The 23,968-nt window shown below is 58.3% G+C and carries 20 protein-coding genes; 9 read left to right on the forward strand and 11 right to left on the reverse strand.

All coding sequences use genetic code 11. The features are described 5' to 3' along the window. Positions 1-413: 413 nt before the first annotated feature. The gene (locus tag ABGT74_RS07720) at positions 414-596 is read left to right on the forward strand and encodes a hypothetical protein (RefSeq protein WP_297284339.1); all 183 of its coding nucleotides are present in this window, start codon (positions 414-416) and stop codon (positions 594-596) included. 54 nt (positions 597-650) lie between these two features. Here the strand turns inward: ABGT74_RS07720 and ABGT74_RS07725 are convergent, their stop codons facing one another. Then, a complete protein-coding gene (locus ABGT74_RS07725) occupies positions 651-1,367 on the reverse strand; it encodes a queuosine precursor transporter (protein WP_297284340.1) in 717 nt (238 codons plus the stop codon). Beyond that, positions 1,364-2,077, reverse strand: a complete 714-nt coding sequence (locus ABGT74_RS07730; protein ID WP_346705109.1) for a radical SAM protein — start codon at positions 2,075-2,077, stop codon at positions 1,364-1,366. The genes ABGT74_RS07725 and ABGT74_RS07730 overlap by 4 nt, the downstream gene beginning before the upstream one ends. A gap of 386 nt (positions 2,078-2,463) precedes the next feature. Between ABGT74_RS07730 and ABGT74_RS07735 the strand changes: the two genes are divergently transcribed. The 7 genes from ABGT74_RS07735 to ABGT74_RS07765 all read left to right on the forward strand — a co-directional run bounded on the left by ABGT74_RS07735 (position 2,464) and on the right by ABGT74_RS07765 (position 9,647). After that, positions 2,464-3,861 (forward strand): sodium:alanine symporter family protein, encoded by a 1,398-nt coding sequence (locus ABGT74_RS07735; protein WP_346705110.1) that lies wholly within the window; start codon positions 2,464-2,466, stop codon positions 3,859-3,861. A gap of 166 nt (positions 3,862-4,027) precedes the next feature. Beyond that, positions 4,028-5,521, forward strand: a complete 1,494-nt coding sequence (locus ABGT74_RS07740) for a Na+/H+ antiporter NhaC family protein (RefSeq protein WP_346705111.1) — start codon at positions 4,028-4,030, stop codon at positions 5,519-5,521. A gap of 105 nt (positions 5,522-5,626) precedes the next feature. Then, the gene (locus tag ABGT74_RS07745; RefSeq protein ID WP_346705112.1) at positions 5,627-6,982 is read left to right on the forward strand and encodes an MATE family efflux transporter; all 1,356 of its coding nucleotides are present in this window, start codon (positions 5,627-5,629) and stop codon (positions 6,980-6,982) included. 93 nt (positions 6,983-7,075) lie between these two features. Next, the gene (locus tag ABGT74_RS07750; RefSeq protein WP_346705113.1) at positions 7,076-7,735 is read left to right on the forward strand and encodes an ABC transporter ATP-binding protein; all 660 of its coding nucleotides are present in this window, start codon (positions 7,076-7,078) and stop codon (positions 7,733-7,735) included. 21 nt (positions 7,736-7,756) lie between these two features. After that, positions 7,757-8,245, forward strand: a complete 489-nt coding sequence (locus tag ABGT74_RS07755) for a deaminase (RefSeq protein WP_297284466.1) — start codon at positions 7,757-7,759, stop codon at positions 8,243-8,245. Positions 8,246-8,281: 36 nt separating this feature from the next. After that, a complete protein-coding gene (locus ABGT74_RS07760; RefSeq protein WP_297284465.1) occupies positions 8,282-8,662 on the forward strand; it encodes a desulfoferrodoxin family protein in 381 nt (126 codons plus the stop codon). Between the two features lie 181 nt (positions 8,663-8,843). Further along, on the forward strand, positions 8,844-9,647 hold the full coding sequence (locus tag ABGT74_RS07765) for a TIGR02206 family membrane protein (RefSeq protein ID WP_346705114.1): 804 nt from the start codon (positions 8,844-8,846) through the stop codon (positions 9,645-9,647). Positions 9,648-9,695: 48 nt separating this feature from the next. Here ABGT74_RS07765 and ABGT74_RS07770 read toward each other — a convergent pair whose 3' ends face one another. Together ABGT74_RS07770 and ABGT74_RS07775 are read right to left on the reverse strand one after the other, a co-directional pair. Next, complete coding sequence (locus tag ABGT74_RS07770) at positions 9,696-11,063, reverse strand: citrate/2-methylcitrate synthase (RefSeq protein ID WP_346705115.1); 1,368 nt, start codon at positions 11,061-11,063, stop codon at positions 9,696-9,698. Between the two features lie 272 nt (positions 11,064-11,335). Next, positions 11,336-12,664: a tetratricopeptide repeat protein gene (locus ABGT74_RS07775; protein ID WP_297284167.1), complete on the reverse strand. Its 1,329-nt coding sequence runs from the start codon at positions 12,662-12,664 to the stop codon at positions 11,336-11,338. A gap of 236 nt (positions 12,665-12,900) precedes the next feature. Between ABGT74_RS07775 and ABGT74_RS07780 the strand changes: the two genes are divergently transcribed. Further along, on the forward strand, positions 12,901-15,714 hold the full coding sequence (locus ABGT74_RS07780) for an S-layer homology domain-containing protein (RefSeq protein ID WP_346705116.1): 2,814 nt from the start codon (positions 12,901-12,903) through the stop codon (positions 15,712-15,714). Between the two features lie 51 nt (positions 15,715-15,765). Here the strand turns inward: ABGT74_RS07780 and ABGT74_RS07785 are convergent, their stop codons facing one another. From ABGT74_RS07785 to pepF, 7 genes are all read right to left on the reverse strand, one after another. Continuing rightward, complete coding sequence (locus ABGT74_RS07785) at positions 15,766-17,034, reverse strand: helix-turn-helix transcriptional regulator (RefSeq protein WP_346705117.1); 1,269 nt, start codon at positions 17,032-17,034, stop codon at positions 15,766-15,768. A 111-nt stretch (positions 17,035-17,145) separates the two neighbouring features. Continuing rightward, the gene (locus tag ABGT74_RS07790; RefSeq protein ID WP_346705118.1) at positions 17,146-18,306 is read right to left on the reverse strand and encodes a bifunctional histidine phosphatase family protein/GNAT family N-acetyltransferase; all 1,161 of its coding nucleotides are present in this window, start codon (positions 18,304-18,306) and stop codon (positions 17,146-17,148) included. A 3-nt stretch (positions 18,307-18,309) separates the two neighbouring features. Further along, complete coding sequence (locus tag ABGT74_RS07795; RefSeq protein ID WP_346705119.1) at positions 18,310-19,218, reverse strand: dihydroorotate dehydrogenase; 909 nt, start codon at positions 19,216-19,218, stop codon at positions 18,310-18,312. After that, a complete protein-coding gene (locus ABGT74_RS07800; RefSeq protein ID WP_346705120.1) occupies positions 19,218-19,985 on the reverse strand; it encodes a dihydroorotate dehydrogenase electron transfer subunit in 768 nt (255 codons plus the stop codon). The genes ABGT74_RS07795 and ABGT74_RS07800 overlap by 1 nt, the downstream gene beginning before the upstream one ends. A gap of 98 nt (positions 19,986-20,083) precedes the next feature. Next, a complete protein-coding gene (gene pgsA / locus ABGT74_RS07805) occupies positions 20,084-20,761 on the reverse strand; it encodes a CDP-diacylglycerol--glycerol-3-phosphate 3-phosphatidyltransferase (protein WP_346705121.1) in 678 nt (225 codons plus the stop codon). A gap of 2 nt (positions 20,762-20,763) precedes the next feature. Beyond that, a complete protein-coding gene (gene rimO, locus ABGT74_RS07810; RefSeq protein ID WP_346705122.1) occupies positions 20,764-22,095 on the reverse strand; it encodes a 30S ribosomal protein S12 methylthiotransferase RimO in 1,332 nt (443 codons plus the stop codon). Between the two features lie 54 nt (positions 22,096-22,149). After that, positions 22,150-23,949, reverse strand: coding sequence for an oligoendopeptidase F (gene pepF / locus ABGT74_RS07815; RefSeq protein WP_346705123.1), 1,800 nt, complete (start codon positions 23,947-23,949; stop codon positions 22,150-22,152). Between the last annotated feature and the right edge of the window lie 19 nt (positions 23,950-23,968).

The following is a 23,968-nucleotide window of genomic DNA, read 5'->3' on the forward strand; positions in this document are numbered from 1 at the left end:
TCGATGATTTCAAACGCAATGCGGGTCAGCGCGCGGCGCACACCGTCCGCATCCATAATCACGGCCTTTTGTTCGGCCATCCTGCCACCTCCCATCGGAAAAATTTACAAAAAAACAGCCTCCTGCGCCGAAAGCAGAAAGCCGTACCCCAAAATTACACCTGTCCCCCATTCTCCGGCTGACGGCGTATGCACTGTTTTCTGCCTTGGCGGCTCACGGGCCGCGCCTTAAAGGCGGATTGTTTCATTTATTATATCGTATGAACGGGCTTTTGTAAACAGACGATACCACAAAACAATTTTGTTTTTTTATACAAATTTTGTTGCCGCCGCATAACGTAAGGATTCACGCAAAGCGGACATACTATGTTCGGCGGCACCAAACACATTTTATTGAAAGGCGGCGGACAAACCATGCGGGTATCTCCCTTCATTTCAGGCATTGCGACCGGTGCGGTCGCGGGCGCGGTCGTTTCCATGATGGCAGCGGGCGCGATGATGAATCCTTCGGTACGGCGCAGCGCGCAGCATGCGGCGAACAAGGCAGAGCACGCCATGCATAAGGCAGCGAACAACGTCGGCCACATGCTGGGCTAAGGCAGCCGGCAAAAAAACAGGGAGAAGCAGCGGCTTCTCCCTGTTTTTTCTATTTTATACAGTGTCTGCGGTGTGTCCTGCCTTTTTGTCATGCAAGCGCCGCGCCGCATAGACAACCGGCGTGTCAAGCAAGGACGTGAAAATAAAGATCACATAGCTGGACAGCGCGACTGAAATCAGCGTCGGCATATCATAAGTACCCCAGAACGCGAGGGTGGTGAACAGCACGGTGTTGACCAGCTGGGAAACCAGCGTCGAACCATTGTTGCGCAGCCAGAGGAACGCGCGGTGGTCGCCGGTGCGCTTTTCGGTCAGCGCCCACCATTTATGATACAGCCAAACGTCAAAAATCTGCGCGACCGCGTATACCGCAAGCGAGGACAGCATCATGCGCGGCGTGTTGGAAAACACCGCCTGCATGGACGGCATCACCCAGTCGTTTACCGACGGAATATAGTGCAGCCACGACTGCGACACCAGAATGAACAGCACATTCGCTGCGATGCCCGCCCAGACCGCTTGCTGCGCGGCTTTTTTGCCCGCGACCTCGCTCAAAATGTCGGTCACAAGGAAGGTAGTCGCAAACAGGATGTTGCCAAGCGTCATCTCCATGCCGAATGCATCCACCAAAATCATCACTTCGATGTTCGCCGCAATGGTCGCAAACACGGTGAACGCCATCAGTCCACCGGTACCAAACAGATAAAACCACAGCAGCACCGCGCCGTACAGCACCACAAGCGTTCCGATCAACAATAATTCATTTGTCATTTTACTTCTCCTACGCCAAAATCTGTATTTTCCAACAGAATATCCACACGCGGGTTGTCTCGGTAAAGTGGATACACGTCGCGCACAAAGGCTGCGCGTGACGCGTCGTCCGGCCGGACGGGTGTGGTGTTCGGAACCATGATGTTGACGCAGACGCGGTCAAAGTGCGCCAGACCGGTCTCAATGTCGTGCCGCATGCTGTCCGCCGTCTGTCCGGCAAGGCCGAACAGCAGGCAGCAGTCGTCAAAGTCCGCGGCGATTTTGGCGGGGTCGGTTTCGTCGATACCCTTGTCGAGCACCCGCTCGCGGTAGTCCGCGTCAAAGGTCTCCACGCCGATCTTGACATGCAGCGTGATCCCCTGCTCGGCAAACCGCGCACGCAGTGCGGGCAGCGTTTTGCGGAACAGCCAGTGGCTTTCGATGTGCAGGTCGCGGATGCCCTTTTCGTGGCAGACGCGCTCGACCTCACGGATGGTGGACTCCTCCAGCTCGGCAAACGAGCCGGAGTTGATCGCCTCAAGGCGGCCGTACCGTCCGGTCACCTGCGCGAGCGCCGCACGGTTGAGGGCGAGATTTGCTTGCTCATCGCGCGACGCGTCCAGATGGTAGTCGCAGAAACGGCATCGTTTCCACGCACAGCCCCGTCCGCGCAGCAGCACGATCTCGCGCGGATTTTTGTCCTCGATCACGGAATAACGGGTCAGCTCCACCGGTTTTCCCCTTTCTTTTGCAAAAAAATAAGGCGTACCCCAAAACGGTACACCATCCCTTGACCCGCGCCATCAGGCGCGCAATCAAACAGAAAATTTGCATACTTGCAAATTTTCATCAAAAATCAGGACATGCGCCTGATTTTTGATACAAGAAAGCGATTTTGTGTGCCGCTTTTGCGGCGCGCAAATATCGCGCCCGTGCTTTGTCCGCGCTCCGCGCGGCACAGCCCCCTCGATAAAAATCAAGGTTTTCATCGAAGTTGTTTCCGTAGTTTTGTTTAAAGACAGGATGGTTCCGAACTGTCTGTTATGGAATTGCTTTTCCATTATAACGGATTGCGTGCGAAAGTCAAGCATATACTTTCCCGAATGGAGGAATGAACATGCCACTGGACACCATCGCGCGTGTAAACGACGCTGTGCGCAGCGTCATTTGGGGTGTGCCCATGCTGCTTTTATTGGTGGGCACGGGCGTTTACTTCACCCTGCACACCGGCCTGTTCCAACTGCGGTACATCCGGCTATGGCTGGGGCGTACCGTACTGTCCTGCTTTTCCGGTAAATCACAGCGGGCGGGCGGCATCTCCCCCTTTGCGACCATGTGCACCGCGCTCGCCGCAACAGTCGGCACAGGCAACATTGCGGGCGTTGCGACCGCGCTGACCATCGGCGGCCCGGGCGCGGTGTTCTGGATGTGGGTCGCGGCCTTTTTCGGCATGATGACCGCGTTTGCGGAAAATACGCTCGGCATGCTGTACCGCGAAAAAGCACCGGACGGCGCGTGGCGCGGCGGGCCGATGTATTATCTGAAAAAGGGGCTGCACGCGCCCGCGCTTGCCGCGGCGTTTGCCCTGTTCTGCACGCTCGCTTCGTTCGGCATCGGCAACATGAGCCAATGCAACTCGATTGCAGGCGGGCTGCATGGTGTGTTCGGCGTGCCGCCGCTTGCGACCGGCCTTGCGACCGCCGCCCTACTGGGCGCAGTCATGCTGGGCGGGCTGGGGCGCATCACCCGCGTGACGACCGCGCTGGTGCCCGCCATGGCACTGTTTTATATGGGTGGCGCGGCGGTTGTGCTGTGGTGCCGCCGCGAGTTTATTCCACAGGCTTGTGGGCAAATCCTGTCCTGTGCGTTCGACCTGCGGGCAGCAGGCGGCGGCGCGGTCGGCTTCGGCATCCAGCAAGCCATTCGCATCGGCATTTCGCGCGGCGTGTTCTCTAACGAAGCCGGACTTGGTTCTTCGGTCATGGTACATACGGCAGCGGACGCAAAGGAAGCGTGCGAACAGGGCATGTGGGCCGTGTTCGAGGTGTTTTTCGATACAATCGTGATGTGTACGGTAACCGCGCTCGTCATCCTGACCGCTGGGGTATACGACCCCAACCGGTACGCGCTGGCCGCGGACACTCCCCTGCTCGACGCGCTGCCCACCGGTGCAGCGCTGACCGCGCGTGCGTTTTCCGTGGTGTTCGGCGCGCCGGGCGGCGCATTTGTCGCGGTATCGCTCGCGCTGTTCGCCTTTTCCACCCTGCTCGGCTGGTCGTACTACGGCCAGCGCGCCGCGGAATACCTGTTTGGGTCGCGTGTAGTGCCGCTGTATAAAGGATTGTTCGTCGCTGCGGCGGCCGCAGGCTGCGTCATGCGGCTGGATCTGGCGTGGGCGCTGTCCGACACCTTCAACGGCCTGATGGCGCTGCCCAATCTGGCGGGCGTGCTCGCGCTGCGGCGCGATGTGCTGGGCGAGTGGCGCCGCTACCGGCGCGCGCACCATATTATTTGACAATTCCCGCTATTTCTTCATCACCTCCCCCCACAAATTGCACAAATTTACGTTTTTTGCACCTAAAAACTGTTTTTGACCTTGTCAAGCCGGTCCAATCCATATAAAATAAAAGAGCATTGCAGGAATGAAACAAATATCCTGCAAAATGAAGGGGGAAAATGGAATGGATTTAACGGCAACCGTGTGGACGCTGCTCCCGCCGATCATTGCGATCGCGCTGGCGCTGATCACCAAGGAGGTTTATTCCTCCCTGCTCATCGGCATTCTGGCGGGCGCGCTGCTGTACACGGGCTTCAACCCACTGCATGCGGTCGAAACGACCTTCACGGTCATGGGCGGCAAGCTGGGTGACAACATTAACATTTGTATCTTTCTGGTGCTGCTCGGCATTCTGGTGTCGCTTGTCACCAAATCGGGCGCGTCGCGCGCCTATGGCGACTGGGCGGTTAAAACCATCCGGACACGCCGCGGCGCTTCGTTTGCCACCTCGTTCCTCGGCATGTTCATCTTTGTCGACGACTATTTTAACTGCCTGACCGTCGGCACGGTCATGCGTCCGGTGACGGATAAATACAACATCACACGCGCCAAGCTCGCCTATATCATCGACGCGACCGCTGCTCCGATCTGCATTGTCGCGCCGATCTCGAGCTGGGCAGCGGCTGTCGGCTCGTCTCTACCTGAGTCCAGCTCGATGGATGGCTTCTCGCTCTTTTTGCAGACCATCCCAATGAACCTGTATGCACTGCTGACCATCCTGTTCCTGATCTGGCTGATGGCGGTGGACTTTGACTTTGGCCCGATGAAGAAATATGAGCGCGCACACCGCGGCGAAGATCTTTCCCATCAGGAAGAGAACTACGTTGTCGGCGGCGCCGGCAAGGTGTACGACCTTATCCTGCCGATCTGTGTGCTGATCGTGCTGTGCATCTCCGGCATGCTGTATACCGGCGGCATTCTGGAGGGCGTTGGTGTGGTTGACGCTTTCGCCAACTGCGATTCCTCGACCTCGCTGGTACTGGGCTCGTTCTTTACGCTGATTTTCACCTTTATTCTGTATATCCCGCGCAAAGTGCTCACCTTTGGGCAGTTCTGCGAGGCGTTCACCGAGGGCTTTAAGTCCATGGTGCCCGCCATCCTGATCCTGACCCTCGCCTGGACGCTGTCCGGCGTATGCTCGGAGGATTACCTCAACATCGGCGGCTTTGTCTCCTCGGTGGTTAACGGTAACTCCATGGTGTCCATGCTGATGCCCGCGATCTTCTTCCTGATCGCGCTCGGCCTCGCTTTTGCGACCGGCACCTCGTGGGGTACGTTCGGCATCCTCATCCCGATCGCGGTTGCGGTGTTTGGCGATGCGCCGAGCACGATGCTGGTCATGACCGTGGCTGCCTGCCTGTCCGGCGCGGTTTGCGGCGACCATATCTCGCCCATCTCGGATACCACCATTCTGGCGTCCGCAGGTGCACAGTGCAACCACATCGACCATGTCTCCACCCAAATGCCCTATGCCTTGATGATCGCCGCGATCAGCTTTACCGGCTTCCTCGTAGGCGGCATTGTCGGCAGCGGCATTGTCGCGCTGGCGCTTGGCATTGTGCTGCTGGTGATCCTCACTCTGCTGATTACCGCACAGCAGAAGAAAAACCAAGCGTAAACGCAGCAATCTTTGACAACTGCATTACTTTATGGCTCCCCCATTTTGGGGAGCCTGTTCTCTGCATCTGACCCACCCCGATTGACCCGAAAGGAAGGAATCCCGTTGACCACCGATCTGACCGAAGGAAAACCCTCATCCAAGCTGTTCTGGTTTTCGCTGCCGCTGCTGCTGAGCGTCGCGTTCCAGCAGCTTTACCAGATGGCCGACTCCATGATCGTCGGCCGCTTTGCGGCAACACCCGCCGCTGGCGAGCTGGCGCTCGCCGCCGTTGGCGCAAGCTATCCGATCACCCAACTGTTTGTCGCGATAGCGACCGGCGTGAACATCGGCACCAGCGTACTGGTCTCCCAGCTGTTCGGCGCGAAGCGCTATCTGCGCATGAAAACCGCGATTTCCACTGCGCTGCTGACCACCACCGTGATCGCACTTATCCTGACCCTCATCGGCACGCTCGCCACCGGCGGCATCATGCGCGCACTGCAAACGCCGGAAAACATCTTTGCCGATGGCTCGCTCTATCTGCGGGTGTATGTATTCGGTCTGTTGTTTCTGTTCATCTATAACGTCTGCACCGGTATCTTCAACGCAATGGGCGACAGCCGTACCCCGCTCATTCTGCTGATTCTATCCTCGGTGAGCAATGTCATCCTTGATCTGGTGTTCGTTGCCGTGTTCCAGTGGGGCGTTGCGGGCGTTGCGTGGGCGACCTTTATTGCGCAGGGCTGCGCGGGTGCGCTGGCCTTCCTGCTGCTGCTGCGCCGGGTGCGCTCGTTCGACACGGGCGGACATTTCCTGCCGTTCGCACCCGAAATGCTGCGCCGCCTGACCAACTATGCCATTCCGTCCATCGCGCAGCAGAGCTTTGTCTCGGTCGGCAACGTCATCATCCAGTATTATGTCAACCTGTGCGGCGCGACCGTTATCGCGGGCTTTTCCGCTGCGACCAAGGTCAATATGTTTGCGCTGACCTGCTGCATGTCGTTTGCCTCCGGTCTGTCCAGCTATGTCGCACAGAACATCGGCGCGCGCAAGCTCGACCGCGTCAGCATGGGGCTGAAAGCAGGCGCCGCCTTTTCGCTGTCGCTTTCGGTCGTGTTCACCGCGATCTATCTGCTGTTTGCCAACACGCTGGTCGGTCTGTTTGTGCCGGCGGGCAGCGGTTCGGGGGTCATCGATGTCGGACGGCAGTATCTGTTCGTCGTCACGCCGTTCTACCTGATCGTGTGCATCAAATTCGTCTGCGATAGCGTGCTGCGCGGCGCGGGCGCGATGCGGCCGTTCATGATCACGACCTTTTCTGACCTCATCATCCGCGTGGTGCTCTCGATCGTGCTGTTCCACGTCTGGCGCGAGCTGGGTATCTGGCTGTCCTGGCCAATCGGCTGGTTCCTGGGTTCCGGGCTTTCCGTTCTGTTCTACAAAACCGGCGCATGGCGCAAAAACCTTCCCACGCTGTAATCAAACAGGGCTTCCCAAACGGAAGCCCTGTTTTTTTGGTATAATACGGCTTTTCTCCATGCAAAATAAGGGCGGGAAGGAAGGGGAAAAACCTTGCTAAAGCTCATCCATGCGAGTAAAATATATCATGACAGCGGTGTGCAGGCGCTGCGTGACGTCAACCTGCATGTGGCGGCCGGCGACTATGTTTCCATCACCGGTGCATCCGGTTCGGGCAAAAGTACGCTCATGCACATTCTCGGCCTGCTCGACACGCTTTCCGCAGGGCAATATCTGCTCGGCGGGGCGGATGTATCCTGCCTGCCGCCGCATACGCTTGCGCGGTTGCGCAGCGAGCAGATCGGCTTTATCTTTCAGGGCTTCCGCCTGCTGCCCGGCATGACCGCGCTGGAAAACGTTGCGCTGCCGCTTACCCTGCAAGGGATACCGCGCACCGAACGGCTGGAACGCGCCGAACAGGCGCTGGCGCGCGTCGGTCTGTCCGAGCGGACAACCCACCGGCCCGACCAGCTCTCCGGCGGCCAGCAGCAACGCGTGGCGATTGCCCGTGCAGTCGTCACCAAGCCGCGCGTCGTGCTGGCGGACGAACCGACGGCGGGTCTTGACCCCGAAGCCGCAGAAGATGTGCTCAGCCTGCTCGACGGTCTGCATCATGCGGGCCACACCATCGTACTGATTACACACGACCGCGCCGCCGCTTTGCGCGCAGCGCGTCGGCTCTATCTGGAAAGCGGCGTGCTTTCCGGCGGATAAATTCTTTCTGGGAGGCTGTTTATGAACCGACGGGACAAGGTAAACTATTATCTGGATATGGCGCAGGTCGCGCTTGAGCGCAGTACCTGCCTGCGGCGCGGCTTCGGCGCGGTGATCGTCAAAAATGACGTCATCGTGTCCACCGGCTACAACGGCGCGCCCCGCGGACGCGCTAACTGCATTGACATCGGTACCTGCATCCGGGCAAAAATGGGCATCCCGCGCGGCGAACGGTATGAATTCTGCCGCTCGGTACACGCGGAAGCCAACGCCATCATCGCTGCGCCCCGCGAGCAAATGCTCGGCGCGACGCTCTATCTGGTGGGACGGGATATGTCCACAGGAGAAATCATGCCGGACGCCAATTCCTGTCCGATGTGCAAGCGCCTGATTATCAACGCGGGCATTGAAAAGGTGGTCATCCGCCGGGATGCGGATACATACGACACGATTGATGTATCCGAATGGGTAGACCACGACGATATTTTAGAGGGAAAAATGGGTTATTGACCCGCTTTTCTACATAACCAAAGGAGGAAATTACCAATGGAACTGAAGATTTTTAAGTGCATGCATTGCGGCAACATCATCGAAATGATTGACGACCATCATGTACCGGTGATGTGCTGCGGCGAGAAGATGAAGGAATTCAAGGCGGGCGAGACCGACGGCGCAGCCGAAAAGCACGTGCCGGTCGTGACGGTCGAGGGCGACGTCATCCGCGCCAAGGTCGGCGAAGTGGCACATCCGATGACCGAAGAGCACCACATCGCGTTCATTTGGCTGGTGACCGATAAGGGCGTACACCGCGCTGTGCTCGACCACACGGGCGCGCCCGAGGCGGTATTCCGTCTGGCAGAGGGCGAAAAGGCTGAAGCCGTTTATGAGTTCTGCAACCTGCACGGACTGTGGAAGGCTTCGCTCTAAACCATTGTGTGATATGAAAAAAACAGGCTGCAAAAGCAGCCTGTTTTTGTTTCTTTTGCCGTTTCTCCTCTCTTTTTTCAATGTTTTTATCATTTGTTCACAAATTCTACACAAAAGAGTCGTATCCTGCCTTTTATATCTTTTGATCCATTCCACGAGATGGAAGAAAGGACATCCAAACATGACGACTTTTTTTGCGCGCTGCGACGCACCGCATCCGGACGCGTTCCCGCTGCTCGGCCTGCGGCACATCCTGCTTCTGCTGGCGCTCGCGGGCTGCATCATCGCAGGGCTGCTCTGGATCCGGCAATTACAGCCGCAGCAAGCGCAGCATGTGCTGTACGGCGCGGCGATCCTCGTTCCCACGCTCGAACTGAGCCACTCGATCTGGCTGTATTTGACGGGCACGACCTCGCTGGTCAAGCTGCTTCCGCTTCACCTGTGCGGCCTGCAAAGCCTGTTCATTCCGCTGGCCGTATTCACGAAGTTCACCTGTTTCCGCGATTTCGTGTATGCCACGTCGCTGCTTGGCGGTATTTTCGGCACAGTCATGCCCGCCGGTGTGGCGGATTATTACCCGCTACTGTCTTTCCAGACGCTGCAAACCTTTGCGCTACATGGCTTGCTGGTTTTTGTCCCGCTTGCGATGATCCTGTGCGGCCTGCACCGTCCATCCATCCAGCGTTTTCCCCGGGTGCTGTGCATTTTCCTGCTTGCCGCTCTGGCCGTCAGCATGGTGGACCAGCTGTTCGGAGAAAATTATATGTTCCTCTACGCTCCTCCGACCGGCACGCCGCTGGTATGGATTTTCAACACCTTTGGCCGCAGTATTTATCTGGGCTGCACCTTTGTCCTGCTGTCAGGCGCCAGCTTGCTCATCCATCTCCCCTTCCGTGCAGCAGCGAACGCAGATTCGGAGGATACGCCAATACCCTTGCCCGCACTGCAACGGCTGCACAAAAGCCGCCTTTGGCATCGTTCTTAAACAAGAAAAGCGTGTTTCCATTTTGGAAACACGCTTTTTTCATTCTTCTCAGTTCCGTTCGTCCAGATTGATGTAATCGACCGTCTTGGCCAGCGGCTTGTAAGCCGGGCGGATGATCTTGCCGCCGGTCGTGACCTCCTCCAGCCGGTGTGCCATCCAGCCGACAATACGCGCAGTCGCAAACAGCGGGGTGTACAGCGACTTGGGCAGACCGAGCATCTTATACACCAGCCCGGAATACATATCCACGTTGGCGCACATCGGCTTGTCGCTGCCCTTCTTTTCGGCAAAAATCGCAGGTGTGAGCTTTTCGACCAGCTCAATGAGATCCATTTCCTTGGAAAAGCCAGTCTTTTCGGCCAGCGGACGCGCCGCCCGCTTGAGCGCCACAGCACGCGGGTCGCTCTTGGTATAGATGGCGTGGCCCATACCGTAAATCAGGCCGGAGCCATCGCCCGCCTCGCCGTCCAGAATGCGGCGCAGATAATCCGCGACCTCGCCCTCGTCCGTCCAGTCGTGCAGGTTGGCTTTCATCTCTTCAAACTGCTTGACAACGCGCAGGTTCGCACCGCCGTGCCGCGGCCCCTTAAGCGCGGAAACCGCTGCGGCAATCGCAGAATACGTATCCGTGCCGGACGAGGAGGTGACGCGCACGGTAAACGAGGAATTGTTACCGCCGCCGTGCTCGGCGTGCAGGATCAGACAGCGATCGAGCAGCTTGGCTTCGTCATCCGTATACTTGCCGTTCGGACGCACCAGATGCAGAATGTTCTCCGCGGTCGAGCGTTCCGGATCGGGCACATGCAGGAACATAGAATCGCCGTCAAAGTAACGCCGCTTGGCCTGATACGCATGCGAGATGATAACCGGGAACTTCGCCATCAGACTAATGCCCTGCCGCATGATGTTCTCTACCGTGGTCTCATCCGGATTTTCGTCATAGGAATAAAGCGCCAGCGTTGCACCCGCCAGCTTGTTCATGATATCGCGACTGGGCGCGCGCATAATCATGTCTTCGGTGAAATTGTCCGGCAGCGCACGCTCCAGCCCGATCGTGTGCTGGAACTCCGCAAGCTGGCTGCGGGTGGGCAGCTTGCCGCACATCAGCAGATAGCCGACCTCTTCAAAGCCAAAGCGGTTTTCGTTTTCCAGACCATGAATCAAATCATATACGTTATAGCCGCGGTAGGTCAGCCGTCCTTCGATCGGCTCCCGCTCACCTTCGTTGAGTATGTAGCCGTGTACGTTACCCAACCGACTCGCGCCAACCAGCACACCCGTTCCATCCGCATTGCGCAAACCCCGCTTGATGCGGTAACGGGAATACAACTCCGATGGGATCTGGCTGTTCAAGCGAAAACTCTCGCTCAATTCGTGCAGGAGTTCCTCACTCACATAATTCGGCTGAATCGTCATCCGGCTTTCCCCTTTCCGTGCTTACCTTATCTTTATGAATATATTTTACTCCTATCCTGCATACATGTCAAATTCTGTTGCTTGTGTAAGCCTACAAAAACTATTTTTCTACACTTTTCTGCGTTGTTCACTCTGCCTGTACGCAAGTTATTTCCTCTTATTGTGCAAATGTTTTCTCGATTTGCCTTGCAAAAGCAGCAGAGCATGCAGCGACAAAAAAATCACGGCAAAAAGCCATGATTTTTTCTCTTCCTTTATTTAGGCTGTTTTTATCACATCAGATCCAGTAGCTTGTAGCAGCGCGCCTTGGTGTAGCTCTGCTTGAAGCTGTAAGAGGCAAGCTGGCCTGCCGTCTCATCCGAGCTCTCCTTCGCCGCGTTCGCCGCGCCGGAGTCGCGCTCCTCGACCCACTGCTTATAGCTTTCCTCTTCGGCGGCATACTGATCCGCATTCAAAACGGTTGCCAAATAATCATACATCTGCACCAGCAGATTATCCCACGCCTCAAACGAGCTTGCCGTCAGCGCCAGCTCATCCTCCTGCGTAGCGGCGGAGGCGATCTGAAGATCGTTCTGCTCGAGCGCATCCATCTGGCTGCTGAAATCCTGCTTCTGCTCGTTCTGCTTCTGCTCGGTTTCCTGCTGCTTCTGCTCGGCCTCCTGCGCCTTGGTCAGCTCGTCGCGCAGCTCGGAAACCTGCTTTTTCTGATCGCTGGTCAGCGTATCATCCGCATCGAGCGAATCCAGCTTGCCGGCAGCCGCGTCATACTTCTTATCCGCCAGATAGCTCTTCACTTCCTCAATATCCGAAGCGAACTCGCTGTCCGACTGCGCGGTTTCAGACTGGTCGATCAAATCCTCAATGGCCTCGTACAGCGCGGAATCCGGATCGGTCACCCGGTTTTGCAGCTGCTTGAGCAACGCGATCGCCTCGGTGTACTGACCATTATCCACATAAGCCTGTGCGGTCTGGAAGTCCTCCAACAGCTGAATGGTCGCATCCAGAGAGGAGGGGTCCTTTGCTTCCGCCTGCGCAGCGGTATAATACTGGAGCGCCTTGTCAAAATCGCCGCGATTTAGGTACTTCTCCGCCAGCGTCAGGTTTTCGTCCGGCTGACGGCTCATGATAAACCAAATACCGCCGCCGATCAGCGCGATAATCAACACAACGACCACTGCGATCACCGCGCCCTTTTTCCCCTTGGAAGGCTTGCGATACGGCTGGTCATCCGGGTCAGGCTCGGAAAAATAGGTCGTGCGCGGTGTGCCGGACGAACGCGACGTACCCGATACGCGCGATGCGCGCGGCGTATCCGAAGGGCGGCGCATCGACGACAGCTCCTCCGCCGTCGGGATATGCGGATCGGTCGCGGCAAACGGATCGCCCGTAGTAACGCCGTCCCCTGACATGCTGTTACCGCGATGATCTTCCTTCATCGCCGCGTCAAATGCCGAAAGGTCGATCGGCCCTTTCAGTTCGTCGGGCAGCGAAGTAAAGACGGCGGTTTCATCGTTGACGCCCTCCTGCTCAACGACCGCGCCGCAGAATGGGCAGAATTTGCCCGCGATGGGCAGCTCCCTGCCGCAGTTCTTGCAAAGCATGGATGGTTCCTCCTCTATCATATACAAATATAACAATCCTATATTAGTATAACATGCAGAAAAGCGCTTGTAAACCTTTGTAACGGGAACCGAACAACCCAATTTTGCGTCTGGTATCTCAGCGGGAAATCATGGGAAAGCGGACTTTGTATCGAAACTGAAACCGCGCTTTGGCTTGACAAGCCATGTCCCACGACCGTACAATATACTTATTATGGAACAAGGGGGATTATGCCTTGAAAAAACGTCTTTTCAGCGGCCTTTTGGCTGCTGTCATGCTGCTGACCACCGCATTTGCCGCGGGTGGCGACGCAGCTGCCGAACAGGAAAACAACACTAGAACAGTGCTGACCTTTGCGGTCACCCTGCCGGATCAGATGGACACCGACCAGATGGAGGACAGCATGGTCACGCAGGTGCACACCGTGCTCCAAGACCGTCTGGAACAGCTGGCGCTGTCGGACGCGCAGATCACCTTCCCGGATGACCGCAAGACCGTCATTGTCACCCTGCCGGACGGCACGGACACCGCCCCGGCCGACGTTGCGGCCTTTCTGTCGCAGACCAATGCCCTGTCCATTACGGACGCAAACGGCACGGTCAGCCTGACCCGCACGGACGTGACCGCTGCGGAAGCCGGCCAGCCCGCGGAGGGCGACGGCGGTTCGGTTTACATACAGCTCACCTTGACGGACGACGCGCAAACGGCGCTTGCCGCGCTGGGCGAGGATGACGCGCTGTCCGTCACGCTGGACGGCGAAGCCATTGGCGAGACAGTGTCCTATGACGCAGATAACGCGGTGCTGAACATCACCGGAGGCTTTGACCTCAATGCTGCCAAGCTGTATGTTGCGCGCATCATGGCGGGCACGCTGCCCGTCACGCTGACGCTGACCGGAGAAACGCAGCCCGAAGAACCGGAACAGCCTGCCGAGCCTGCTTTCCCCGATATTGTGGGCCACTGGGCGGAAAATGCGCTGAACACGGCAGTCGATATGGGTCTGCTCAAGGGTACGGACGGCAAAATGCTGCCGGATGACCCGGTCAAGCGTTCGGAAGCCATCGTTATGCTCAACCGTGCGCTCGGCGCGAGCATCGCGGATGACACGAGCGGCCTGAGCGGCACGCCTTCCAACGCGTGGTACGCAGCCGACCTCGGCAAAGCCATTCACCTCGGCCTGATCGACGCGAACGACAGCCGCAACTTCGACACCGCCGCCACCCGCGCGGAAGCATTTGAGCTGCTCGCCCGCGCATTCGTCTTTGACCGCGCGGAAGCCGGTGCAGATGAACTGAGCGCTTTCACCGACATCGGCTCGATGACCGCAGCGCAGCAGCAGGCAGCAGCCGCGCTGGTATCTGCCGGTGTGGTCAACGGCGTGACCGATACCACCCTTGCCCCGCAGGCTACGCTCACCCGTGCGCAGTTTGTCACCATGATCACCCGCGTTGCGGATCAGATCCTTGCCCCGCAGGAGGAAACCGCAGATGCAGCTGCGGAGACCGGTGAAAATGCAGACACGGATACCGAAGCAAGCACCGAAACCGACACGGATGCCGAGACGGGTGCTGAACCGGCGGCGTCGCTGACCGGCAATGCCATTCTCGCTTTCCCGGAATACACGGTATCCGATACGGAACTGAACGGCGACCTGATTTTCGCCACTGCCGCGCAGAATACCACGCTTGACGCGGTCACTGCACACGACCGCGTGGTGCTCAAGGGCGCGGAAAACACCAAGCTCAACGTGCAGAACGGCTCTTACCTCTCCACCCTTGCGGTCGATCCTGCAGGCACGGCGGATGTGACCCTGTCGGACGATTCCTCTACCGGCACACTGGTCATCGCAGGCAAGGGCAACACGGTAAACTATACCGGTACGGCTGACAATATCGAGATCACCGCTTCCGGCCGCACGATCAACCTGTATGAGTTGCAGGCGGATACCGTGACGATCATCGGCAGCAACAATACGATTGTGGCTGACGGCTCGATCGGTTCGGTTGCCATCAATGGCGGTGCGAAAAACAACAAGCTGACGCTGAATGGAACGGTGGACAACCTGCTGGTGGCAGGCGTCGGCACAACAGTAGACGGCAAGGGCAAGGCCACCACGGTCGATATCCGTGCGGTCAACTGCACCGTATCCATCCCGGCGGATTCCATGATCGAAAACATCGACCCCGGTCTTACCGGCGTAACACTCTCGATGGGCGTGCCGGACAAGGTCAAGGCGGGTGGTTCGCTGGTGACCCAGGTCACCTTCCAGGGCGTAACCGAACCCAAGATCTGTTCCGCACAGTGGTATAAAAACGGCAAGCCAATGAGCGGCTATTCCAACGACAGCTTTGAGCTGACTGCGGACGCTGCTTCCCGCATCACAACCTATTTCACCTTCACCAAGGACATGGATACCAGCGTGACCATGGGCTTTAAGCTGACCTATGAAAACCCCTCGACCGGTGAAATCGAAGAGAAGTATGTGGAAAAAACGGTGCCGATCGAGAATTACTCGGACGAGTGGTACTATCAGCGCGATGTAAACCGCATCCTGAATCTGGTCTCCTCGACCTATCGCGGCAATTACACCACGTCTTATGCGATCAACAACGATTATCAGACCTATGAAAAGGAAGTCTGGGTCAATGCCAAAGGCTATTCGAGCAAGACCCAGTACCTTGTCTGGATCAATCGCGCCTACCAGCACGTCAACGTATTCCAAGGCTCTAAAGGCAATTGGAAGCTGATCAAATCCTTCCTTGTCGGCACGGGCGCAGCCTCCACGCCAACGCCCACCGGCCTGACGACGGTCTCCTATAAGTCCGCGGGCGGCTGGACGACCAGCACCTACACCGTGCGCCCGGTCGTTGGCTTCTATCCCGGCACGGGCTATGCGTTCCACTCGCGCCTGTGCTACCCGGGCACGGATACCGAATATGACTTCAGCGCGGGCTATCCCGTCTCGCACGGCTGCGTGCGCATGTACAAGAACGACATCAAGTGGATCTACAACAATATCCCGGTCGGCACGACGGTCGCCATTTACTAATGCATAATAAAAAGGCTTGGAACTTCGGTTCCAAGCCTTTTTTCTGTCTGTTCATCCTTTTTTCCGCCGCAGGCTGTCCGCAAACAGCGCAATACCTGCACAAAGCGCGGTCGCCATTATCAGCGTGACCAGCCCGCCAAGCTGGATGGTCATATTCTCCGTTCCGCCCGCCTCAATGAACTGCTCATACCCAATATCCAACCACAGCGCGTTAGACGGTAGCCAGATCACAGCATACACCCCCAGCATAACCGTACTGGCGAATGGCACCCGGCCGTGCGTCACGCGCCACAGCACCAGCAACACCACAACCAATACCGCTATAACGATGGCTGCGCCGTTCAGCGCATCTTGTCCCGCGTGCAGAAGCGACTGTTCAAATGCATTTCGCTCGTTTACTGTCGCCAGCGGCACGCCGTAGTCCGGCATGTTCGCCAGCGCAGCCTGCGCGCGCAGATATCCAATCGCACCCGTACCCATCAGGCAGGGTAGCACGGGCAGCACGACTGCGAGCGGCCGGAATCGGGTTTCTGCGTCCATACGGCGGTAAGCCAGTGAAAACATCGCCACCATCACGAGGAACAACGGCACTGCTGCCACTGCATAGAGCAACAACCAAGGCTGATGGCTGTTGATGTTCACATCCCCCGCGCTATACATGACATAATAACGGCCAATTTTGGCAGCTTCATAGTCGAGCAGTAACCAGCTTAACCGTTTGAGCAGCCACCACACCAGCAATTCAAACACCCACACGATGCCGAACAGCCGGTCAGCCATGCACACACGTCGGCGGCTGACCGTTGTATCCACGCCAAGCACAGAAAAGCGGTCGCATTGCTTGTTATGCCATACGCGGAATGCGACATACACCACCAGAATGACCACCAGATTACGCAGCACCGCCGCCTGCCCGAACAGGCTGCCGCAATACGCCGCCGTAAGGATGAGCACAACCGCCGCAAGCAGCATTTTGTCGTCCACGCTGCCCAGCCGATCAGCCAAATAGTCCTGCGGTGCGAGATGTCCATCAAGTGGCGGCGCAGCCGCCTGTTCGTTCGGTGTGTCGGCGGCATCTGTCTGCTCCGCCTCCTGTGACTGCCCGTCTTCCCGCACAGCCCCCGCCAGCAGTTCATCGACCGTGATGCCGAGGATTTGCGCCAGCGGCGGCAGCAGCGTCACCTCCGGGTAGCTTGCGCCGTTTTCCCATTTGCTGACCGCTTTATCCGAAATTAGCAGCCGTTCAGCCAGCTGCTTCTGCGTCATCCCAAGTGCTTTGCGCCTTTGCGCAATCAATGCGCCTGTATTCCTTGCATCCATCTGCTCCACCTCCCTTTTCCTGCTTTCAGCATAGCAGAAAGCAGCCCCATGGGCAACCGACAAATGGAAGAAGGGCGCTCTACCAGCGGTAGAATGCCCTTCCAAAGTGCGTTAATCCACGCAGATACGCTTGAACATGCGATAATGCAAGCCGTTTTCGTCCCGATATTCACCGCGCTGCTCAAACGTAAATTTGTGATAGAAGCCCTGCGCGCGCGCGTTCTCCGACGCAACATGTGCACATAAGTAGTCCTTACCGAGCGCGCGGTACACGCTGATGGCCTGCCCGAGAATTTGCCCGCTCAGGCCGTGGCCACGATACGCTTTATCGATGCAGAAGCCGCCGACCAGACCGACACCCGGCTCCTCATCATACCACGTTTTAAGATAAACGAGCGCCACCGGCGTGCCGTCCTCCAGACAGCCAAAGCAGCACGAGCGCGGCGACACGCGCTGCGCGCGCTCAACATCGGCCAGCAGCGCGGCAGCGTCCAGCCCCGCGTCCGTGCCGTAGGCGTTCTGATGCAGTTCACGCATGAATGCGACGATTTTAGCAGCGTCGGCTTCGTCCATCGGGTCGGCGCGGCGGAACCAGATTTGCGGCGTGGTCGGTACGCCCTTATTATCCGTCCAGCCGATGGAGGCAAAGGTGGAAAGCTCCTGCGGCAGATGGGAAGCATCGTTTTCGTACACGACCTCGATCTGATCCGGACCATTAAACTCAAATTTGGCAACGCAGGTGTTATCGCCCCAGCCGATTTCTCCCATCTGCTCAGGCGCAAAGCCGTGCGCAATGGTCAGCGCGCCGCGAATCGCCGAGCCATGTGTCACGACGGCGAAGGTCTGCCCCTCGTGCTCGGCCACCAACCGACGCACACCGTCCAGCATGCGCCGACCGGCCTGCATGACGCTTTCACCGTGCGGCGGCACCGCATCCCACGGGCGCGCGCGCCAGACAGCGTATTCCTCCGGCCAGATGCGCGGCAATTCAGCCCACGGGATATCCTCCCAGTCGCCCATGTCGATCTCGCGCAGCACCGGACGGATTTCCACGTTCAGCCCATGCGGCGCGGCGACGGCCTTTGCAGTCATGCGCGCGCGGAACAAATCAGACGCATAGACCGCGTCGAGCGTCACGTTCTCAAACCGTTTCGCCAGATAGGGCAGCTGCTCATATGCGCGGGGCGTGAGCAGGCTGTCATACTGCCCATGGCAGCGGCGATAGACGTTGCCCTCGGCTTCCGCATGGCGGATGAGGTAAACCGTGGTCATGCTTTAGACCTCCACCGCACCGGACAGCTCGGAAACCGACTTCACGCCGTGCGCGTCCATCCATTCCTCCAGCTCGCGCAGTGCCTTGACGGGAGCCATCGGGTCGGCAAACATGACCGTACCCATTGCGATTGCATCCGCACCTGCGAGCAGCATTTCCACAATATCCTTGCCCGTGCGGATGCCGCCCATGCCCAGAATCGGCACGGAAACCGCCCTGCGCACCTGATAAACCATGCGCACCGCGACCGGGAACACCGCCGGGCCGGACAAGCCGCCCATGATGTTGGACAGGATGGGCTTTCTCATCTCGATATTGATGCGCATGCCGAGCAGCGTATTGATGAGCGAGAGCGCGTCTGCACCCGCAGCTTCGGCGGCGCGCGCGATCTCGGTGATGTCGGTGACGTTAGGTGACAGCTTTACGATCAGCGGCTTTTTCGCCTTTTTCTTCGCCGCCGACACCACTTCCTCGACCATGTCCGACCGCGTACCGAACGCCATGCCACCGCACTTGACGTTCGGGCAGGAGATGTTCATTTCAATGAGGTCTACGTCCGCATCCGAAATTTTCTCGACCATACCCTCATATTCCTCGACCGTGTTGCCCGACACGTTCGCGATGATCGCGGTGTCGTACTGCCGCAGGAACGGGATCTGCTCCTCGATAAAGCGGTCGATACCCGGATTTTGCAGACCGACGCAGTTGAGAATGCCCGCCGGGGTCTCCGCGATGCGGGGTGCGGGGTTGCCAAGGCGCTCGGTCGGGGTCAGGCCCTTGACGCCGATGCCGCCGAGCAGGGACAAGTCAAAGAACTCGCCGTACTCATGGCCGAAGCCAAACGTACCGGATGCGGTCGTGATGGGGTTTTTCAGCTCCACGCCGCAAAAATTCACTCTCAGATCCGCCATTACCACTCGACCTCCTTTGCGTCAAACACCGGCCCGTCCTTGCAGACGTGACCGTAACGGGTTTCGCCGTTTTCGCTCTTGAGCGCACATGCGCACACCAGACATGCGCCGATGCCGCAGCCCATACGCTCCTCCATCGAGACCTGACAGGGTAGACCCGCTTCTTCCGCAATCGCGGCGATGGCTTTGAGCATCGGCTTCGGGCCGCAAGCCGCAACGCCGGTCGCGTCCGCGACGAGCTCTTTCAGCACATCGGTGACAAAGCCGTGCCGCGCATACGAGCCGTCGTCAGTCGTGACGAACGCTTCACAGACGGCCTTGAAATCGTCCTCGAGAATCACTGCATCTTTGTTGCGGAAGCCGAGGATAGCACGCGGCTGCGCACCCTCGCCCGCTGCCTTCTTCACGCACGCGAGCATGGGCGGCACGCCGATGCCGCCGCCGATAAAGACCGGCTTTGCGCCGAGGGCAGCGGTGTCAAACCCGTGGCCGAGCGGCCCGAGCACATCCAGCTCGTCCCCTTCCTTGCGTTCGGCAAGCCACTTTGTGCCCTCACCCTTGACCTGAAACACGATGCGTAAATTGCCATCCTGCCAGTCGCAGATCGAGATCGGGCGGCGCAGCAGATTGCCCTCGCCGCACGCGATGTGCACAAACTGGCCGACCTGCGTCTGCGCACAGATCGCAGGCGCGTGCATGGTAATGGAATATAAGCCTTCGCCCAGCCGCGCACATTCCGCGACCCGGCAGATTTCCTGAATCGACATACCTCTTTCCCCTTTCAGTCATTGCTGCTTCTATTGTACAGGAATTTTGCGCAAAAGGGAACACAAAAAGGACAGGCAAGCCTGTCCTTTTTACTATTTTACTTTTGCTTTACTGCGCCGTCCTTGATGATGTCCCAATTCTTGCGCAGATAATCCCAGCCGGAGTAGATCGTCACCAACGTGACCACCCAGCCGACGATGGCAACCAGCGTGACCGAGGAAATATCACCGGACAGCTGCTGCGCATACTGCGGCGGCATGAGCCACAGCGGGCCGTTGCCAAAGTCCATGTTCGGAAACAGGATGTAATACAGGTAAATGACAATGATGCCGCCGATCTGCACGCAGGTTTTAACCTTACCCGTCCACGTCGCGGCAAGCACGCGACCCTTGTTCGCCGCGACCACGCGCAGCGACGTGATGATCAGCTCACGTGCTAGAATGACGCATACCATCCAGCCCGCGATTGCGCCCTGCTCGGCAAACAGGATGAGCGCCGAAGATACGAGCAGCTTATCCGCCAGCGGATCGACGAACTTGCCGAAGTCGGTCACCTGATTGTACTTGCGGGCAACATAGCCGTCGAGAAAGTCCGTAAAGCTCGCCACACAGAACAATACGAGCGCGACTACCGTCGCGGTCGGGAACTGATAGGTCGGCACAATACTGTGCGCCGTGGCGTCCTGATCGAAAAGCAGCATCGACTGCGACGCGAAATACAGAAAAAACGGGATCATCGCAATGCGGGTCAGCGTGATTTTGTTGGCTGCTGTCATTTTTATTCCCCCTTTTGTTGTACGCCGAGCAGGTCAGGCCCAAGGCTTTCCGTGATGCGCACGGAGACAAACTCGCCCTCCTGCGGCTCGCCGTCGCTCTCGAAATACACATGCCCGTCGACCTCGACCGAATCGGCATAGGTGCGGCCAAACCAAAGCTGCTGCTCGTCGCCGAAGCCTTCGCAGAGTACGTCCATCGTCTCACCGTGACGCGAGGTATTGTAATCGTCCAGCACGCCGGACTGCAATTCCTCCACAATCAGACGGCGATTGGCTTTGGTCTCCGCGTCGATTTGGTCGGGCAGCTCGGCGGCCTCCGTCCCTTCCTCGGGCGAAAACTCGAACACACCAACGCGTTCGATCTGCGTCTCCTGCAGGAAGCTGCACAGCTCTGCAAATTCCTCCTCGGTCTCGCCCGGCAGACCGACGATCAGGCTGGTGCGCAGCACTAGTCCCGGAATGCGCGTACGCAGCTTTTCGATGAGCGCGGCAAACTCCTCGCCGTCGCCCGGACGGTGCATCGCACGCAGAATGCGGCGCGATACATGCTGAAGCGGGATGTCCAAGTATTTCACGATCTTCGGCTCGGACGCAATCACGTCAATCAGTTCTTCCGTGATCTGATCGGGGTACAGATAGTGCAGACGCACCCATGTGAAGTTCAGCTGACACAGCTGCCGCAGCAATTCGGGCAGCAAACGCTTGTGCGCGGGCAGGTCCATACCGTACTTGGTGATGTCCTGGGCAATAATGATCAGTTCCTTGACCCCTGCATCCACCAATTCCCGCGCTTCTTCGAGCAACGCGTCCATTTCGCGCGAGCGGTACGGCCCGCGCAGCTTGGGGATGATGCAGTAGCCGCAGCGGTTGGAGCAGCCCTCCGCGATCTTAAAGTACGCAGTGTAGGACGGGGTCAGGCGATTGCGGTCGCCGTCGAGCGCTGCCGCCGCCATATCCGCCATGTACGCGGCCTTTTGGCCGCCGAGCGCGGCATTTGCCGCGTCCACGATGTTTTCATAGCTGCCCGTGCCGCAGATCGCATCAATTTCCGGCAGCTCCTTTTGCATTTCCTCCGCGTAGCGTTGCACGAGACAACCCGTGACAACCAAGCCCTTCATCTTGCCGGCCTGCTTGTACTGCGCGGTCTCCAAAATGGTCTCGATGGCCTCGCTCTTGGCGGCCTCGATGAAGCCACAGGTGTTGACCACACCCACATCAGCCTCGGCCATGTCCTCGGTAATTTCCCAGCCCGCTGCACGCAGCAGAGCCAGCATGTGCTCGCTGTCCACCAGATTTTTGGCACAGCCGAGCGAGATCAATCCGATTTTCGGCATTCGATCTCTCCTCTCCGGTATTTTCATTCATTATACAGGATTTCCCTGTGTTTGTCACGCCAGAAGCGCTTCCATTTCCCCAATCAGCTCGTCAAACAGCTTTGTCGCATCCTCGACCGGGGCGGGGCTCGCCATATCGACGCCTGCGCCGCGCAGAAGCGTCACCGGGTCGGCCGAGCAGCCGCCGGACAGGAAGCCGATATAGTCGCGCACCGCGCTCTCGCCCTCGCGCAGAATACGGCGCGACAGCGCGATCGCCGCAGCGTAGCCGGTGGCGTACTGATAAACGTAGTAATCATAATAGAAGTGCGGGATGCGCGCCCACTCGAGTGCAATTTCATCATCGACGATCATATCCGACCCGAAATACTGCACGTTCAGTTCCTTGTACAGCGCGCAAAGCGCCTCGGCAGTCGTACCCTCGCCGCGCTGGGTCATTTCGTTGACGCGCAGCTCGAACTCCGCGAACATGGTCTGGCGGTACAGCGTGCCGCGGAACTGTTCAAGAAAATGATTGATGAGATAAGCGCGCTGCTTTTTGTCCTCGGTGACCGACAGCAGATACTCCATCAGCAGCGCTTCGTTGCAGGTCGAGGCGACCTCAGCTACGAAAATCACATAGTCCTGATAGGCGGTCGGCTGGTGCTTATTGGACAGGTAAGAGTGGATCGCGTGGCCCATTTCGTGCACGAGCGTAAACACATCGTCGAGCGTACCCTTAAAGTTCAGTAGCACAAAAGGATGCACGCGCGCGCCCGCCGAGTACGCGCCCGAGCGCTTGCCCTGATTTTCGTATACGTCGATCCAGCCATTGTTGAAACCCTCGCGCAGCAGGTTCAGGTAGTCCCCGCCGAGGGGCGCGAGCGCTTTCAGTGCGATTTCCTTGGCTTCGTCAAAGGTGAATTTCATTTCCACGCCCTCGACCACCGGCACATACAAATCGTACATGTGCAGTTCATCCACACCGAGTGCACGGCGGCGCAACGATACATAACGATGCATCGGGGCAAACGAGCGGTGGACTGCGTCAATGAGGTTGTGGTAAATCGCGGGGTCGACCTCGGTGCCATCGAGTGCGGCAGCGAGTGTCGAGGGATATTTGCGGGCGTTCGAGAAGAACAGCAGCTGCTTCATCTGCGCGGACAGAATCGCCGCAGCGGTATTGCGGAACTGGCCATAGACCGAATAGAGCGAATCGAATGCGGACTTGCGCAGCGTGCGGTCGTAGGACTGCATGAGCGGAATATACGTGCCATGGGTCACGGGGTGCTTATTTCCGTCCTTGTCGACCGCGTCCGGGAACTGAAGGTCAGCGTCGTTGAGCATGGAAAACACGTCATCGGGCGCGGCGGCCATTTCACCGGCGGCGGCAAGCAGCGCCTCTTCCTTATCCGACAGCACATGCTCCTTACGGCGGCGCACACGGTCGATGTTCCGGCGGTACAGCTCAAGGTCAGGCGCGGTTTGATAGAAGCCCTCGAGCGTATCCTCCGGGATGGCAAGCAATTCAGGCGTCTGGAACGCCGCTGCCGACTGCAATTCGACTGCCAGCCGCATCACTTGACTGACCATCTCCTGATAGGCCGCAACGCGGGTATCCTCGTCGCTTTTGCGCTGCGCATAGTGCACCAGCGCGTCAAACGCAAGGCTGATTTCATCATCCAGCCGCAGGTAGTCCAGCAGCGTCTGGGCGCTCTCGCCCAGACGGCCGCGAAACGCCTGCACCCGCGGCACATACTCCTTGGCCGCAGCCAGTGCCGCGCGCCAATCGTCATCGGTGGCGAACAGATCATGGATGGCCCATTTGTCCTGCGCGGCAACCTCCGCGCGGGCAGGGATCTGCATGGTTTCCATGGAAATACTTCCTTTCCGG

This window comes from uncultured Agathobaculum sp., from assembly GCF_963927765.1.
Classification (GTDB): Bacteria; Bacillota; Clostridia; order Oscillospirales; family Butyricicoccaceae; genus Agathobaculum.